Here is an 18,917-nt window from a genome sequence, read left to right on the forward strand (position 1 = left end):
GGAATTTTTATTATGGCTATTATTTATATTAACAATGATAAGTATGTTATGGATGACAATAGAAATTTATTACAAAATTGTTTGTCATGTAATATAGATATACCTTATTTTTGTTGGCATCCTGATTTAGGTAGTGCAGGAGTATGTCGGTTATGTGCTGTGAAACAATATAGTAGTGTAGATGATAAATGTGGTAAGATTGTTATGTCTTGTATGACACCTTCGTTACATAATACAATTATTTCTACAGTTGATTCACAAGTATTAAAATTTAGAAAAGGAATAATAGAATTATTAATGACTAATCATCCGCATGATTGCCCTATATGTGAAGAAGGTGGTAATTGTCATTTACAAGATATGACTGTTATGACTAAACATAATTTTAGAAGATATATATATAAAAAGCGCACACACAAGAGTCAATATCTAGGTGATTTTATTTCTCATCAAATGAATCGTTGTATTAGTTGTTATCGATGTGTACGTTATTATAAAGATTATGCTGGTGGAAATGATTTTGGAGTATATGGTATAGGAAATAATGTTTATTTTGGTCGATTTAAAGAAGGGGTATTAGAGAATGAACATTCTGGTAATTTAATTGAGGTTTGCCCAACTGGTGTTTTTACAGATAAACTAAATTCGCATAATTATAACAGAAAATGGGATTTACAGTATTCTCCTAGTATTTGTCAACATTGTAGTATAGGATGTAACATAAATATTGGAGAAAGATATGGTAGAGTTAATAAAGTAGAGAATAGATATCATCCCAATATTAATGGTTATTTTTTATGTGATTTGGGAAGATTTGGTTATGATTATACTAATTTAAAAAATAGAATTAAATATCCTATACAAAAAAAAAATAATTATAGTATTTCTGTTAGTAAAAATGATACTATTATGATTATATCGAAAATATTAAAAAATAACAAAAATGTTATTGGGATAGGATCTAATCGATCTAGTATAGAAAATAATTTTTCTTTACGAGAATTGGTTGGGGTAGAAAATTTTTCTAGTGGAATGTATGATACAGAACATCTATGTATAAAATTGATTATAGAAATTTTAAAAAATAGTGGGATTTATACCCCTACTATCCGTGAAATAGAATCATATGATATTGTTTTAATACTCGGAGAAGATATTACACAAGTTGCTCCAAGAATGGATTTAGCTATTAGGAAATTAAATAAGAATAATCAGCTAGATAGTGATAGTAAAAGTTATATTCCATCTTGGCATAGTGCAGCTTTATTAAATGCATCAAATACCAAGGAAAATTTTATTTATATTTTATATACTCATGAAATGAAATTAAGTAGCATTTCAAATTTTAATTATTACGGTTCTGTACAAGAACAAGAACATTTTGCATGTTCGATAGCAGATTATATTAATAAAAAAAATACATGTATAAAATATTTAAATTCTGATGTAAAAGATCAAGTATGTTTAATATCACAAAAATTATTGTCTTGTAAAAAACCATTAATTATTTCTGGATCTAGTTTAGGTAGTATAAATTTAATAAAATCTGCTGTAAATATTGCGAAAGGATTACAGTATGTGAAAAAAGATGTTGGTTTAGTTTTATTAACTTCGTCTAATAACAGTATTGGTGTAGGTATGATGTCTGATATATCTTTAAATTCTGTTTGTAATAAAGTGCTTAGTAATCAAGTAGATACATTAATAATATTAGAAAATGATTTATATAGGAATGAATTTAAAGGATTAATAGATATTGTATTTGGTAAGTTAAAAAATTTAATTGTTTTAGATAATCATATCAATAAAACTGTTAAAAAAAGCACTTTCTTTATTCCTATTTCAAATTTTTCTGAAGGTTCAGGTACTATTATTAATTATGAAGGACGTGTTCAACGTTTTTTTTCTGTTTTTTCTCCGAAAATATATAATAGTAAAATATGTATTTTAGAAGGTTGGCAATGGTTATATAAAATACTTTTTTATATTAATAATATTGAATATAAAAATATTAATTTAGATTTTATCATACGAGAATATATAAAAAAAATTCCTAATTTTGATAAAATCAAACATATGATTCTTGATTCATCATTTCGTTTTTTTGGTAAAAAAATAGCTCGTTCACATTATAGAATTAGTGGCAGAACATCTATGTTCTCTCATATTAATATACATGAACCAGCACAAAGTACAGATTATAATACTATTTTTTCATTTTCTATGGAAGGTATACAACAACCCCAACAAAATTTTTCTTATTTGCCTTTTGTTTGGTCTCCTGGTTGGAATTCTATACAATCTTGGAATAAATACTTATCAAAAAGTCATATTTATAATTCAGGCATTAGATTATTTAAAACATGTGATATAGATAGAAAATATTTTTTTAATGATATATCTTTCCGTTTTATTTCTAAAGATGAATGGAATATTGTTCCATATTATTTATTATTTGGTAATGAAGAATTAAGTCAAAAATCATCTGTGATAAAAAAAAAATGTATTGTACAGTATGCTTTAATTAGTGTGAAATATCAAAAAATAATAGGATTGCATAAGAAATATTTTATTAAATTTTATTGTTCTGGTCAATTATTTAGGATTTCTGTAAAATTTTCGGATAAATTACCATTAAAACATATAGGGTTACCGGTTGGTAGGTATGGTATACCTAAAAGTTTAATTGGTCAGACTATTCAAAAAATAAGAGGTATAATTTAAAAATTTGATGACATTTTTTTTAAGTAGTATAATGTGTATTCTTAGTTATTGTTTACAACCAATAATTATCGTATTTTTAATAATTTTGTGTGGTGCCATGTTAAGTTTTGTAGAACGAAGAGTGTTAGGGATATTTCAAAATAGATATGGTCCTAACAGAGTTGGATGGAATGGTACATTACAAGTTTTTGCTGATATTATTAAGATGTTATTTAAAGAAGACTGGGTTCCTAGATTTAGTAAATCGTTTATATTTATTATCGCTCCTATTATTTCTTTTATTTCTTTACTTTTAGTATTAGCTTCAATTCCTGTTGGTTGGCATTCTTTGATTATTGATTTAAATATAGGAATTTTGTTTTTTTTAATCATGGCATCTTTATCAGTATATTCAATTTTATTTGCTGGTTGGTCTAGTAATAATAAATATGCTTTATTAGGTGCGATTCGAGCTATAGCTCAAACGCTAAGTTACGAAGTTTTTTTGGGTTTATCTTTTATGGGGGTAGTATCTAAAGCACATTCTTTTAACTTAATTGATATTATATATTCTCAAAAAGGTATATGGAATATCATTCCACAATTTATTGGTTTTTTAATTTTTTTTATTGCTGGATTAGCTTTATGCCATCGTCATCCTTTTGATCAACCCGAAGCGGAACAAGAATTAGCCGATGGATATCATATTGAGTATTCTGGTATGAAATTTGGTCTATTTTTTATTGGACAGTATATTTCTATGATTACTGTATCATCTTTAATAACAGTATTATTTTTAGGAGGATGGTTAGGACCTGTTTTCCCTGGATTAATATGGTTTTTTTTAAAAACTATTTTATTAATAATATTTTTCATTTTAATTCGCGCTTCTTTACCGAGACCTAGATATGATCAAATGTTATATTTTGGTTGGGTGATTGGTTTACCTTTATCATTATTAAACTTATTATTCACTGCTTTTTTTATATTACTTTAGTAATAGGAATTGTATGATTGTAAAAAATATAATTTTAGGTTTTTGGAGTCAATTATTAAGTATTTTTATTACTATTAAACATATGTTTGAGAAACGTGAAACTTTATTATATCCTGATCAACCTATTTATCTTCCCCCAAGATATCGTGGTCGTATAGTATTAACTAAGGACCCGGATGGAATGGATAGATGCGTGGCATGTAATTTATGTTCTGTAGTGTGTCCTGTTGGTTGCATATCTTTACAGAAAGCACAATCTAAATCTGGTAGATGGTTTCCCAAATTTTTTAGAATTAATTTTTCTCGTTGTATTTTTTGTGGTTTATGTGAGGAAGCTTGCCCAACTACTGCAATTCAATTAATACCTGATTTTGAGTTGAGTGATTTTAAAAGACAAGATTTACTATATAATAAAAAAGATTTATCTATTTCCGGTTCTGGAAAAAGTCCTGATTATAATTTTTATAAACAGTGTGGTATATCAGTATTAGGAAGTAATAATAATTCTAGTATTAATGCTACTCCAGTAAATGTGAAAGATTTATTATCTTAGGAAAATATGAAATGTTATCTTTTTTTTATTTTTTTGCTTTTTTTACTATACTGTTTACCATATTATCCATTATACAAGATAATGTGATATATGCTTTATTTTATTTTTCTATTTCTATTTTAACAACATCCATGGTATTTTTTTTATTAGGTAATTATTTTATAGGGTCTTTTCATATCATTATATATTCTGGGGCTATTATAGTATTTTTTATTTTTGTTATTATGATGTTTAATTTAGATAAATATAGTACATGTAATGATAGTGTTGGTAAAAATGTTATTTTTATTCTTTCTTTTTTATCTATGATTACTATGTGTTTGTTATTATGTAAATTGTTTCTTTTTTTAAAAGATAAAGATATTTTTTATACTATTATAAATTTGAAGTTGTTAGGTATTGCTTTATTTGGACCATATATTTTAATAGTTGAATTTATTTCTATCTTACTATTATCGGTTTTAATTACAATTTGTTTAATGGCAAAAAGTGAAAGATTATTAATATCACATACAATCAAAAAGGATATATGATAAATGATTTCTGTCTCTCATATTTTGATATTTTCATTAATATTATTTTTATTAGGTTTTTGGTCTTTAATGATTAATAAAAATATATTGTTTATATTTATTAGTTTAGAAATTATGATAAATTCTATTAGTGTAGCTTTAGTTTGTATTAGTAGTTATTGGAACCATATTGATGGTGCTATATTATATATATTATTAATTACTATATCTGCAATAGAATTAAGTATTAATTTATTATTATTAATACAGTGTTATCAAAAAAAGAATATTTTAAGTATTGATAAATTAAGTGAGATGGTTGGATGAATATTATTTTTTTATTAATTTTATTTCCACTGATAAGTTTTTTTATTTTATATTTTTTAAAACATATTTTATATAAAAAATTCATTGTAATAATTGGTGTTGGATCGATTTTTGCATCTTTTATAATATTTTGCATATTAAGTATATATTTTTTTGATAAATCAAATAGTATTATATATCAAAATTTATGGAATTGGTGGAATCTAGAAAAATTTAAAATAAATTTTTGTTTATTATTGGATAAGTTATCTTTTTCTTTTATAGGTATGATTGTTTTTATTGGATTGTTAGTACACATATTTTCTATTTGGTATATGAAAGATAATATTAATAAATCAAATTTTTTTGCTTTTTTAAATTTGTTTATTTTTAATATGTTGTTATTAATTTTATCAGATAATTTTATTGTTATGTATGTTGGTTGGGAAGGGGTAAGTGTATGTTCTTATTTATTAATTAATTTTTATTATTATAAGAAATATGTTAGTCTTTCTGCTTTTAAAACTTTTTTGATTACTAAAATTGGTGATTTATTTCTTATTTCTGCTATATTGATGTTATATGTGAATTATAATACTTTAAATTTTTATGAAATTCAATTTTTAATTAAAATTCATTTGATTCAGTATACTCCTATTTTAAATTATATAAATATTTTATTATTGTTAGGTTGTATAAGTAAGTCCGCACAAATTCCATTGCAATTATGGCTTCCAACAGCTATGGTTGGTCCTGCTCCTGTATCTGCTTTAATTCATGCCGCTACTATGGTAACTGCAGGTATTTATTTAATAATGCGTAATTATACTTTATTTCTTACAACTCCTTTAATTTTAAATATATCTGGTTTTTTAGGTGCTTTAACATTACTATTTTCTAGTATTTCTGCTATCTTTCAAAGTGATATTAAAAAAATATTAGCATATTCTACCATGAGTCAACTTGGATATATGTTTGTTGTTTTGAGTATTGGGGGTTGGGGTTTAGCTTTATCTCATTTAATTACTCATGCATTTTTTAAAGCATTATTATTTTTATCTGCTGGAACTTTGATTAAATATTGTAAAAATGAACAGAAAATTTTTTATATGGGAAATAATTTATGGAATACATTTCCTTTTATATATTTTTGTTTTGTTATAGGAGGTGCTTCTTTATCTGCTTTTCCAATTATAACATCTGGTTTTTATAGTAAAGGAAATATTTTATTTTATATTTTACAAAAAAAATACTTTATATTTTTTATTATATCTATGTTATCTGCTTTTTTAACTACATTATATATTTTCAGATTAATATTTATTGTTTTTCATACACAATCCAATTTAATACGTAAAAATGTTTCGATAAATTGTATACAATTTATACCATTAATGATTTTAGCTATTTGTTCTACTTATGTGGGTATTTTTTTAATTCCAGATTGTTCCAAATTATATCCTATTTTTTCTTTGGTTGAAAGACATACAAAATTGTATTTAGAAATATTCTCTTCTTTTATAATTATATTTTCTATTTATTTATCTTATTACTTATATGTTATAAAAAAACGTTTTTTTAATAATAATGTACAATATTTTTCTTTATGTTATATAACTAATATTATTAAAAAAGATATTGGTTTATATAGCTTATATAATGTTTTTTTTCCCAAGTTATATATTAAAATAACTAAATATTTTTTTAATAAACCTTTTAATATGTTAAATAAAATGTTATTTTTTATATTTTATAAATTACATTCATTTTTATCATTTTTTGAAGATAGTATATTTATTTTTTATGTTATGATTTTTTTTATTTTTTTATTATTTATGGAATTAATGATTTTTTATATTAATAATACTATTTTGAATATTCATAATCATGTTAAAATTAGTTATTTATAATTTTATATAATTTTATTTTCCAAATGATTAATACATAGGATTTTGCATGTTACTTTTATTGTTCATTCTTTTACCATTATTAAGTATAATGTTATGTTTAACATGTGAATATGTAAATATTAAAATATCTAAATGGATTGCATTAATTACAATGTCTTTAGTTTTTTTTCTTTCTATATTTTTATGGGGTAAATATTTTTATTTTCATAATATTGTATGTAATAAAAATAGTTGGATTGAAGAATTTCAAATACCTTGGATACCTATTTTAGGAATAGAATTTCATTTAGGAATAGATGGATTATCATTGATTATGCTAGTTCTATCTAGTTTTATTGCAGTAATATCTGTTTTATGTTCTTGGGATGAAAGTAAAAATTATTCTGGTTTTTTTTATTCTAGTACATTATTGATTTTTATTGGTACAGTGGGGGTTATACTATCTTTAGATTTATTTTTATTTTTTTGTTTTTGGGAAATTATGTTATTACCTATATATTTTTTAGTGATATTTTGGGGTAATAAAATATATAATAAAAAGGATAAAATATATACTGCTAATAAATTTTTGATTTATACTCAATTATCTAGTTTATTGATGTTATTTTCAATTTTTTTATTATCTTGGAATTGTTATGTTCATACTCATATATTAACTTTTAATTATAATATATTATCTACTATACCTATTTATTTACCTTTAGAATATACAATCATGATAGGTTTTTTTCTCGCTTTTGCAGTTAAAATGCCTATTATTCCGTTTCATAGTTGGTTACCTAATTTGCATAGTAGGTTATTACCATCAGCATCTATAGATTTATTAGGTTTGTCGTTAAAAGTTTCTATATATGGATTGTTGCGATTTAATACTTTATTTTTTAAAGTTTCTTCTATGTATTTTTTTTATAATGCTTTTTTTTTAGGATTATGTACGATATTTTATGCATCATGGATGGCTTTTAATGAAAAAAATATTAAAAAAATAATAGCTTATAGTTCTATTGCTCATATGGGGTTTATGCTAATTGGTATATATTGTGGAGATACATTATCTTTACAAGGTGTAGTGTTACAGATGATTTTTAATACTATTTCTACTTCTGGTTTGTTGGTTTTGTTTGGTCAAATATATAGTCGTTTTAAAATTATGAATATTATGCATATGGGTGGAATATATACTGGAATAAAATGGATTCCAAGTTTTGTATTTTTCTTTTTTTTTACAAATTTAAATTTTCCTGGTACTCCTAATTTTATTGGAGAAGTAATGATATTACTTGGAGTTTTACACAAATCATTAATATTATTTTTACTATTAATGTGTAGTTTATTTTTCCCGGTTATTTATTCATTAAATGTTATACACAGGGTTTTTTATGGTCCATTATTAAATTATGGATTAAAAAAGATTATACAAACTAATTATTTGGAGTTTAGTTTAATTTTTGTATTAATGATTATAACAATTTTGTCAGGTTTATTTCCTGAATATATATTACATACTTATAATATTTTATTAAACAATATTTATTAACAATTTATTATTAAGGTTAGTATACACATGATCATTCCTGTTTATAGAATGATTTCTTTTATTCCATTTATACTTTTAATCACGAGTATTATGGTCATTATGTGCTCGATTATAATTAAGAGAAATCATTTTTTTGTTATGTGCACTACAGTAATTGGATTATTTTTTACTTTGATATCATTATTATTTCTATTGAAATTTCATTCTATACATTTTAATATTTTATTACGGTGTGATTTTTATTCTATTATTTATAGTGTTATGATGGTATTATGCACTTTATATATTAGTATTATTTCTTATTTTTACATTAAAAAATTTTTTTTATATAAAGAAGAGTTTTATGTATTAATTTTATCTTCTCTTTTAGGTGGTTTGTTATTAGTTTTTGCGAATCATATTATTTCTATTTTTGTAGGTTTAGAAGTTATGTCTATACCTACAATTGGGATGATGACATATTCCTTATATTATCAAAAGTGTTTAAATGTTGTATTAAAATATGTTATACTTTCTAGTCTTGCTTCAATTTGTATGTTATTTGGTATAGCAATAATCTATTCTGTATGTGGTAATTTAAGTTTATATAATATTAAAGTTTCTTTTTTGATCAATACTATATATGTGAACCAAATATTATTATTAGGTTTAGCATTGTTTTTATTTCCTTTCTTTTTTAAGCTTGCTTTATTTCCATTTTATTTTTGGGTTTCTAGTATTTATGAAAATATTTCTTCCTTTGTTTTGATATATTTATCCACTGTTATTAAAATATCAATTATTAGTTTATTAATTAAATTATTTGTATATTTTCCGCATCCATGTGCCAATGTTTTATATTTATTTTTAGAAATTATTTCTATATTTTCTATTATTTTTGGAAGTATTATGTCTGTTTTGCAAAAAAATATAAAAAAATTGTTTGGTTATGCATCTATTGTACATATTGGGTATATTTTAATTCCAATTTTTACTATTAATAATTATTTTATTTTGAATAAAGTAATATTGTTGTATTTAATCAATTATGTATTAGGTAATATAGGAATATTTACTATTTTATGTTTATCTAAATTATATTATGATTATAGATTGATAAAATTAAATGATTTATATTTTTATAAAGGTTTTTTTTGGAAACAACCCATACTAAGTATTAGTATGACTATAATTATTTTATCTTTTTTAGGTATTCCGTTTACATTTGGTTTTATTACTAAATTTTATATTATTTTTATATCTGTATTACATAGTTGCTATTTTGCAAATTTAGGTATTTTAATTAGTATGTCATTAGGAATATTTTATTATTTAAAGATTATTTTAAATATATATTCTTTTAATAAGAATATTGTTCATCAAACATTACCTATGATGATGTGTAGAAATATAGAATATTTTATATTGTTTATTGCATTTACTATTTTTGTATTAGGAATATTTCCGCAAATAATATTACATTTTGTATAATATATTTTATTTTTAATTATTTGATTTAATAATTTTATGTATTGTAGGTATATATTTTGAATATGATGAATATATTTTTTGTATGGATATTTTTCTTTTTTGTTATCTCTTTCACTACATTGATTAATTTTTTTTATATAAAAAAATATTTTTCTCAATTAAGTCAATTACAAAAATCTTATTTAAATTATTTTATATGGCTATTATCAACTTGTGTATTTGTTTTTTTATTATGGATATATTTTTTTTATTATTATAATATTTTAATAGCTAATAGAAAAATATTAGATTTTGGTATTAGTTATGTAATTGATCATATTTTATCGTTAGATAATATTTTAATATGGTTTATTTGTTTTGAATATTTTAATATTCCTATTAATTTACAAAATAGAATATTAACATATGGTGTATTAGGTTCATTTATATTAAGATTTTTTTTAATTATGTTGAGCTATTGGTTTTTATTACATTGGAATTGGGTAATTTTTTTATTTAGTTGTATATTATTATTTTCTGGTTTAGAAATGTTATTAATAAAAACGGATAATAATATTACAGATAATATATTTTTAATTTTTATGATGAAATATTTTAATGTTATTAATTCTATTAATTCAGAAAAATTTTTTCTTTATAAAAAGAATATTTTATACATTACTCCTCTTTTTTTAGTATTAGTATTAATTGAATTAAGTGATATATTATTTGCTTTAGATAGTGTTCCTGTTACTTTAACTTTTGTAAAAGATCCATGTATTATTATTACGGCAAATATTTTTTCTATTTTAGCATTGCGTTCCATTTATTTTATTATATTTAATATATTAAATAAGAATTTTTATATTAAATCTATTATTTCTATAATAGTAATGTTAATTTCTGTAAAAATTATGTACGAAAATTATATTTATATTTTAGAAAATAATATATATATATTTATTGCCATAGTACTATTTTTATTTTTAACTTTTAATATTTTAAAAAAATATTTTTTTCGATAATTGATGTCATGTTAGAGATAGGGTAATCATGAAGAGAATTAAATATGATCGCAATACACCTTTTAAATTATGGTTATCTTATATTAATACAATATATCCTCCCTCAGTGGATTTTTCTCTTGAAAGAGTAATATATGTTGCTAAAAAATTGGATGTATTAAATATTCCTTCTTTTATATTTACTGTAACTGGTACTAATGGTAAGGGTAGTACATGTATTACGATTGAACAATTATTTTTACATTCTGGTTATACGGTTGGTTTGTATACTTCGCCTCATTTAATTAATTATTATGAAAGAATTAGGATTAATGGGAAATATATTACTAATTATATTATATATACTACTATGTTTGAAAAAATTGAATTATTAAGAAATAATGTTATATTAACTAATTTTGAATTTATTACACTGACTGCATTATTAATATTTCAAGAATTAAATTTGGATGTGATAATATTAGAAGTTGGAATAGGTGGTAGATTAGATCCAACAAATATTATTAATCCTAATATTGCCGTGATTACAAATATTAATATGGATCATATTCATATTTTAGGAAAAAATAGGAATGATATTGCTTTGGAAAAAGCAGGAATTTTTAGAAAAAATATTTCAGTTATAATAGGAGAGGATAAAATTCCTAATTCTATATATAAATTAGCATATTATTTAAAGAACGATTTATATAGAATAAGATATGAATGGTTTTGGTATATAACAAATAACTGTTGGAATTTATATGATACAAAAGGGAATATATGTAATTTACCCATTTCTAATGTTTTTGTACCAAATGTAGCTTTAGGATTAGAAGCATTTAGAATATCTAATTTTTATTATAATAAAAAAAATATTGTTAAAGCTATAGAAAAAATTTTCATTCCAGGTAGATTACAAACGATTTTATATCATCCATATATAATTGTAGATGTTGCTCATAATCCACACGCTACTTTAGTTTTATATAAACGATTAAAAAATATATTGAGTAAAAGAGAGAATGGAAATATTTATGCAATAATAGGTATGATTCTGAACAAAGATATTAAAAATACTGTTTTTAATTTGTTCGGTATTATTCACCAATGGTATTATACTAGTTTAAAATCTGATAATTCTGTTCATACAGATGTCTTAAAAAAATATTTACCACACAATTCAGTATGTTGTTCGAGTATTGATATTGCATTAGATATATTAATACATAAAGTGAGTGATAAAGATATTATCTTAGTATTTGGTTCTTTTATTGCTGTTTCGGAAGCTGTTGTATATATTCGTACAAAATATATTTTTAATAATATATTGATTAAAAATTAATTATTATTTTTATTTTATTTTACATTTTTTATATTCAAACATAGCTGAAATAGATTCTTCATTACTAATTCTACGAATTGCTTCAGCTAGCATGCTAGATAAAGTTAACGTTCTGACTTTTTTGTTTTGTTGAATTTCTATAGATAAAGGAATAGTATCACATACAATTACTTCGTCTATATATTCTTTGTTTATATTTTCTATAATATTTCCTGAAAAAACTGGGTGTGTAGCATATGCTAGTACTTGATTTGCTCCATGTTGTTTTAATGCTTTTGCTGCTGCACATAGTGTTCCTCCAGTATCAATCATATCATCTATTAAGATACAATCTCTTTTATTAACATCTCCTATTATATTCATAACTTGAGCTACATTATTTCGGGGTCTTCTTTTGTCAATAATAGCCATGTCAGTATCATATAATAATTTTGCAATAGCTCTAGCTCGGACTACTCCTCCGATATCTGGAGAAATAATAATAGGGTCGTGTAATTTACTTTTTAACATATCTTCTAGTAATACGAAACTGCCAAATACATTATCCACAGGAACATCAAAAAATCCTTGTATTTGTTCTGCATGTAAATCCACAGTAAGTACTCTATCTATACCTACATTAGATAAAAAATCTGCTACTATTTTCGCTGTTATTGGTACCCTGGTTGATCTAACTCGGCGATCTTGTCTAGCATATCCAAAGTATGGAATAACAGCAGTTATTCTTCCTGCAGATGCTCTACGTAAAGCATCTATTATTACAGCTAATTCTATAATATTATCATTTGTTGGATAACATGTAGATTGAATAATAAAAATATCATACCCTCTTACATTCTCGTTAATTTTAACACTAATTTCGCCATCACTAAATCTATTTACTGTAGATTTACCGATATTAATATATAATTTATGTGCAATGAGTTCTGCTAATTTTGGAATAGAGTTACCGGAAAATATTTTCATTATAATTATGATTACTCGTAGTTAAAAGGTGAAATAAAATAATATTTATATTTTATATACTATAATAAATTTGTTATATATTCAATGTTATATTGTTAAATAGTTATATGTTATATAAAATACATAATAATATTAAAATTAATATAATAATTTTTTATATTTCATACAATACAAGGAGTTAGGTATTTTGCAAGATTTATTTTTAAAAAAATTACAGATGCTATATATTAGATTTAAAAAAATTGAACAAATATTTAGACATATTACTATTTTGTCTAACAATAGTGTTATGAGTTCTTTATCAAAAGAATATGCTAAATTATCTGACATTATTCAATATTATGTAGAGTGGAAAAAATTAAAAAAAAATATTAAATTAACAAAATTATTACTATATGATGCAGATATTTTAGATTTAGTACAAGATGAATTAACAGTGTTACAAGAAAAAAATATGATATTAGAACGTAAAATAAAACAAATTGTTTTACCGGAAGACCCGGATGATAAAAAGAGTTGTTTTATTGAAATAAGAGCAGCTACTGGGGGGGATGAAGCAGCAATATTTGCTGGTGATTTGTTTAAAATGTATGGTAAATATGCAGAATACCAAAATTGGAATATAAAAATAATGAGTTGTAGTATTGGGGAAAAGGGTGGTTTTAAGGAAATTATTTTAAAAATTACAGGACTAGGTGTATGTGGTAGATTAAAATTTGAATCTGGAGGACATCGCGTACAACGTGTTCCTCAAACAGAGTCTCAGGGTAGAATTCATACTTCAACATGTACAGTAGCAGTAATGCCAGAAGTTCTTGCATGTGAAGATACTATTATTAAATCTTCTGATTTAAAAATAGATACTTTTCGATCTTCTGGAGCTGGAGGACAACATGTTAATACAACTGATTCTGCCATTAGAATTACTCATATTCCAACGGGAACAGTAGTAGAATGTCAAGATGAACGTTCACAACATAAAAATAAGTCTAAGGCATTATCCATTTTATCTGCTCGTATTCATGCTCAAGAAATAAAAAAAAAAAAAATAAAGGATTCTTTTATTAGGAAAAATTTATTAGGTACTGGTGATAGATCGGATAGAAATAGAACTTATAATTTTCCTAAAAATAGAGTAACAGATCATCGTATTAATTTAACTATATATTGTTTACAGGATATATTAAATGGAAATTTAGATATGTTAATAGAACCTATTCTACAAGAATATTATTCCGATCTTCTATTATATTGTCGATAATATTATTATATGAATATAAAAAATTGGTTAAAATATGCTAAATTATTATTATCTTATGATAATTCTGTTTTAGATGCAGAAATTTTACTAAGTTATGTATTAAAAAAGTCTCGAGTATGGATAAAAATATTTGATTGTTTTGTATTAAATAAAGTTCAAATAAATATTTTAAATAATTATTTATATCGTAGAAAAAATTTTGAACCTATTGCTTATATTATTCAAAAAAAAGAATTTTGGTCTTTATCATTTATTGTGTCAAAAAATTCTTTAATACCAAGACCAGAAACTGAAATATTAGTAGAGCAAAGTTTAAATAGATTAGGGAAAACTGGTTATATATTAGACTTAGGTTCAGGTTGTGGTAATATAGCTTTGTCTTTAGCTTTTGAAAAGCCATATTGTAGTGTATTAGGTATTGATTATATTTTAGAATTGATTTTACTCGCTAAAATGAATGCTGTGTGTTTAAATATTAGTAATGCTACTTTTGTACAAGGTAATTGGTTTCAATCTATTAATATGCAATTTAATATAATTGTTAGTAATCCTCCTTATTTAAGTGTCAATCATATGGTAGGTATCAATAAAGAAGTGTCTTTTGAGCCATATTATACATTATTTTCTGGAAGTAATGGTATGAGTGATATTAGTAAGATTATTTATAATGCAAAAAAATATTTATTTTTAAAAGGTTGGTTATTAATTGAGTATGGAATAGGTCAAACGAAAATAATACATAATTTATTTAAAGAAAACGACTTTTATAATATCAGTGTTTATAAAGATTATCATGGTTATAATCGTGTAATAGCTGGTCAAAAAATATATGAGTAAAGTATTTTTTATTATGTGGTTTTATTATATATAACATATTTTATGATATAAAAAATATAAATTTTTTTAAATATTATTTATTTTAAAAATTTTTTATTTTATTTTTTTATTCATGATATATTTTATATTTATAATATAAATTCAATATAGGTATAAAAATGTTAAATGATTTAGTTTTAGTTTTAAATTGTGGTAGTTCTTCTGTACGATTTTCTGTTTTAAATCCTGTAAATGAAGAAGTGTATTTATCTGGTTTAATTGATAAATTATATTTATCTGAATCTTGTATAGAATGGACACGGAAACACGAAAAGAATCGATTAATTATTGGTGATAATGTATCACATTTTGAATCGTTACATTTTTTGATTGAAAATGTTTTTAAAAAATATAGTTATTTACTATCTAATATTACAGCAATTGGGCATCGTGTAGTACATGGTGGTATGAGTTTAAATAAGACGACTATTGTTAATAAAGATGTTATTGAAGAAATTAAAAAAAATATTGTTTTTGCTCCTTTACATAATCCAATTAATTTATTAGGTATTCAAGCTGCGCTTGAATATTTTCCTCATTTATCTAAAAAAAATGTTATTGTTTTAGATACCGCTTTTTATAAAAAAATGCCAGAATCATCATACTTATATGCTATTCCTTATAATTTTTATAAAAAATATAATATCAGACGTTATGGGGCACATGGTATTAGTCATTATTATGTAGTAAAAGAAGCTGCTAAAATTTTAAATATTAATATGAATTGTTTAAATGTTATTTCATGTCACTTGGGTGGTGGTTCCTCTGTGACAGTTTTTCGTAATGGAATATGTGTAGATACTTCTATGGGTTTAACTCCATTGGAAGGGTTAGTTATGGGTACTAGAAGTGGTGATATTGATCCTTCTATAATTTTTTTTCTTAACAATGTTGTTAAAATGAGTATAAATGACATTCAAGATTTATTAATGTATAAATCAGGAATATTAGGGTTAAATAATGGTATTACTAGTGATTTTCGATATGTTGAGCGCAATTATCAGCATGAATTAGGAGCAAATAGAGCAATAAATATTTTTTGTCATAGATTATCAAAATACATTAGTAGTTATACTACTTTATTAAATGGAAAACTAGATGGAATTATTTTTACAGGAGGTATCGGAGCAAATTCTTCCTTAGTGAGACGTATTACTTTATCGAAATTATCGATGTTTGGTATAAAAATTAATAATCAGTTAAATAATATAATGAGTATGGGTAGATGTGGTTTTATTGAGAGATATAATACTATTCCATTGTTAGTAATTCCTACAAATGAAGAATTAGTTATTGCAAAACAAACTATTAAAATATTAAAAGAATTTTAAAATAAGTCTTTTTATTAACCTCCTTATATATAAAGGTGTATTGTGATACGTACAATTATATTAGTTCCTTTAGCAGATAGTGTTGGGCTTACAACATTAAGTGTAAGTTTAGTAAATTTATTTAAATATGATAATCTAAAAGTTTTATTTTTGGATCCGTTTTATTCTTTTGACCATACCGATAACCATGGAGGAGATACTTGTTTTATTTTACAAAAATATTATTCTATTCCTTGTATTCAGTTGAGTAAAAAAATACAAAAAAAATTTTTTATAGAATCAGAGAAAGAAAAATTTGTTATAGAAAATACGATGGATTTATATGATAAATACAAAAAATCATATGATATTATTTTTATAGAGGGTATAAAAAATCATGACAAAGGATGTTATATACATGATATAAACTTACAATTAGCTCAACATTTAAATGCTGAAATAATTTTTTATACTTCTAATCAAAATATTATTAATATCCCATTAAGTAATTTTTTTTCTAGTAATTATACATATTTATTTAGTAAGATTATAGGAATTATTATTAATAATATTTCGTTTGATATTTTTAAAACATGTATGAATAGTTCTGAAAATAGAATTATTACGAAATATAATGTAAAAAAATATATTCATAGAAAATATGAAAATATTAATATAATAGCAAATATTCCTTATAATAAAAATTTATTTTCTATATCTAAGCATATATTATTTAAAAATTTATACATAGAATCTGTAAATATAAATGATTCTGTTGATTGTGTAGTACATGCATGCATGTTATATAATGATTTGTTTTTTGTTAAAAACACTAAATATAATGGAGTTATGCTAATTATTTCATTTCCTACTTTTATTAAAAAATATAATAATATATTTTTTTATATTGTACAATATTATTGTTTTCAATCTATTTTATTTACAAATGTTACTGTATTAGATATTAATAAAATAAAAGAAATTATATATAATTATAAAATTGATATACCTATTTTTTATTCCTTTTTAAAAGAAGAATTGATTATTTTGTTGCTTAAACAATTAAAATTGAATATTATACAAAACAATCAATCACAAATTAGTCATTTAATAAAATATTGTTTAAAATATATAAATAAAAAATTAATTTTTTCCTATAAATATCATAACTCACAGAATGATATTAGTATAGTATCACCTATTTTTTTTAAAAATAGTATAATAGCGAAAGCTAAAAAAAATGTAAATTGTATATTGTTACCAGAAGGGCAGGATCCAAGAATAATAGAAGCAGCATCCATTGTAAATAAATTAGGTATAGCTAAATGTATATTATTAGGTGATCCGCACATAATATTTTCAATAGCGAGAGAAAAAAATATTTTAATTTTAGATAATATGATTATTAATCCAATCAAAATATGTGATAATTATATTAATTTATTATTTTTATTAAGAAAACATAAAGGGATGACTAAAGATTTAGCAAAATTATATGTTAAAAATAATTTAGTTCTTGGTACTTTAATGTTACATGCGAACGATGTTGATGGTATGGTATGTGGTGTCAATTATTCTAGTGCAGATGTTTTACGTACTGCTTTTCAAATTATTGGAGTAAATAAAGAAAATAGTAATAATGATTTTTTAGTTTCTTCTATTTTTTTTATGTTATTAAAACATAAAGTATTAATATATTCTGATTGTGCAATAAATATTAACCCCGATGCTATGCAATTATGTAATATTGCTATTTCTTCTGCTAATTTAGCTAATTTATTTAATATTAATCCAAGAATTGCCATGTTATCTTATTCTACTGGATCTTCTGGTTGTGGAGATAGTATCGATAAAGTACGTACAGCAACAAAGTTAGTTAAAAAAATTAGACCAGATTTAATCATTGATGGTCCAATTCAATATGATGCTTCTGTTAATACTTTTATTTCTAATGTTAAATTGCCTAATTCTAATTTACGAGGTAATGCAAATGTATTTATATTCCCAGATTTAAACTCTGGAAATATTACATATAAAGCTGTACAACAAACATCAAATACCATTTCTATCGGTCCTATTTTACAAGGTTTACGTAAACCAATTAATGATTTATCGCGTGGTTCCACGGTACAAGATATTATATATACTATTGCTATTACATCGATTCAATCTAATTAGAATAATATAT

General features: G+C 22.8%; 15 protein-coding genes. 14 read left to right on the top strand and 1 reads right to left on the bottom strand.

What is annotated here, in order from left to right:
* Positions 1-12 precede the first annotated feature (12 nt).
* The 10 genes from nuoG to folC all read left to right on the top strand — a co-directional run bounded on the left by nuoG (position 13) and on the right by folC (position 12,316).
* The gene (nuoG, locus tag AB4W54_RS00550; protein ID WP_367674543.1) at positions 13-2,724 is read left to right on the top strand and encodes an NADH-quinone oxidoreductase subunit NuoG; all 2,712 of its coding nucleotides are present in this window, start codon (positions 13-15) and stop codon (positions 2,722-2,724) included.
* A gap of 7 nt (positions 2,725-2,731) precedes the next feature.
* Positions 2,732-3,700: an NADH-quinone oxidoreductase subunit NuoH gene (nuoH, locus tag AB4W54_RS00555; protein WP_367674615.1), complete on the top strand. Its 969-nt coding sequence runs from the start codon at positions 2,732-2,734 to the stop codon at positions 3,698-3,700.
* Positions 3,701-3,713: 13 nt separating this feature from the next.
* Positions 3,714-4,253 carry an NADH-quinone oxidoreductase subunit NuoI gene (gene nuoI / locus AB4W54_RS00560; RefSeq protein ID WP_367674544.1) on the top strand — a complete coding sequence of 180 codons (540 nt, stop codon included), beginning with the start codon at positions 3,714-3,716 and terminating at the stop codon, positions 4,251-4,253.
* Between the two features lie 11 nt (positions 4,254-4,264).
* The gene (locus AB4W54_RS00565) at positions 4,265-4,786 is read left to right on the top strand and encodes an NADH-quinone oxidoreductase subunit J (protein WP_367674545.1); all 522 of its coding nucleotides are present in this window, start codon (positions 4,265-4,267) and stop codon (positions 4,784-4,786) included.
* Positions 4,787-4,789: 3 nt separating this feature from the next.
* Positions 4,790-5,092, top strand: coding sequence for an NADH-quinone oxidoreductase subunit NuoK (gene nuoK / locus AB4W54_RS00570; RefSeq protein WP_367674546.1), 303 nt, complete (start codon positions 4,790-4,792; stop codon positions 5,090-5,092).
* The gene (locus AB4W54_RS00575; protein WP_367674547.1) at positions 5,089-6,981 is read left to right on the top strand and encodes an NADH-quinone oxidoreductase subunit L; all 1,893 of its coding nucleotides are present in this window, start codon (positions 5,089-5,091) and stop codon (positions 6,979-6,981) included. The genes nuoK and AB4W54_RS00575 overlap by 4 nt, the downstream gene beginning before the upstream one ends.
* Before the next feature lie 46 nt (positions 6,982-7,027).
* Positions 7,028-8,518: a NuoM family protein gene (locus AB4W54_RS00580; RefSeq protein ID WP_367674548.1), complete on the top strand. Its 1,491-nt coding sequence runs from the start codon at positions 7,028-7,030 to the stop codon at positions 8,516-8,518.
* Between the two features lie 261 nt (positions 8,519-8,779).
* Positions 8,780-9,988 carry a proton-conducting transporter membrane subunit gene (locus tag AB4W54_RS00585; RefSeq protein ID WP_367674549.1) on the top strand — a complete coding sequence of 403 codons (1,209 nt, stop codon included), beginning with the start codon at positions 8,780-8,782 and terminating at the stop codon, positions 9,986-9,988.
* A 62-nt stretch (positions 9,989-10,050) separates the two neighbouring features.
* Complete coding sequence (locus tag AB4W54_RS00590) at positions 10,051-10,992, top strand: TerC family protein (RefSeq protein WP_367674550.1); 942 nt, start codon at positions 10,051-10,053, stop codon at positions 10,990-10,992.
* Between the two features lie 28 nt (positions 10,993-11,020).
* Positions 11,021-12,316, top strand: coding sequence for a bifunctional tetrahydrofolate synthase/dihydrofolate synthase (gene folC / locus AB4W54_RS00595; protein ID WP_367674551.1), 1,296 nt, complete (start codon positions 11,021-11,023; stop codon positions 12,314-12,316).
* A 9-nt stretch (positions 12,317-12,325) separates the two neighbouring features.
* On the opposite strand, the gene AB4W54_RS00600 is transcribed toward folC, so the two are convergent.
* The gene (locus AB4W54_RS00600; RefSeq protein ID WP_367674616.1) at positions 12,326-13,291 is read right to left on the bottom strand and encodes a ribose-phosphate pyrophosphokinase; all 966 of its coding nucleotides are present in this window, start codon (positions 13,289-13,291) and stop codon (positions 12,326-12,328) included.
* Positions 13,292-13,469: 178 nt separating this feature from the next.
* Between AB4W54_RS00600 and prfA the strand changes: the two genes are divergently transcribed.
* The 4 genes from prfA to pta all read left to right on the top strand — a co-directional run bounded on the left by prfA (position 13,470) and on the right by pta (position 18,907).
* A complete protein-coding gene (prfA, locus tag AB4W54_RS00605; RefSeq protein WP_367674552.1) occupies positions 13,470-14,543 on the top strand; it encodes a peptide chain release factor 1 in 1,074 nt (357 codons plus the stop codon).
* A gap of 9 nt (positions 14,544-14,552) precedes the next feature.
* Positions 14,553-15,380 (top strand): peptide chain release factor N(5)-glutamine methyltransferase, encoded by an 828-nt coding sequence (gene prmC, locus AB4W54_RS00610; RefSeq protein WP_367674553.1) that lies wholly within the window; start codon positions 14,553-14,555, stop codon positions 15,378-15,380.
* A gap of 158 nt (positions 15,381-15,538) precedes the next feature.
* Positions 15,539-16,750 (top strand): acetate kinase, encoded by a 1,212-nt coding sequence (locus AB4W54_RS00615; RefSeq protein ID WP_367674554.1) that lies wholly within the window; start codon positions 15,539-15,541, stop codon positions 16,748-16,750.
* A gap of 42 nt (positions 16,751-16,792) precedes the next feature.
* The gene (pta, locus tag AB4W54_RS00620) at positions 16,793-18,907 is read left to right on the top strand and encodes a phosphate acetyltransferase (RefSeq protein ID WP_367674555.1); all 2,115 of its coding nucleotides are present in this window, start codon (positions 16,793-16,795) and stop codon (positions 18,905-18,907) included.
* Positions 18,908-18,917 lie beyond the last annotated feature (10 nt).

Source organism: Buchnera aphidicola (Pterocallis alni), from assembly GCF_964059075.1.
GTDB lineage: Bacteria > Pseudomonadota > Gammaproteobacteria > Enterobacterales > Enterobacteriaceae > Buchnera_L > Buchnera_L aphidicola_AN.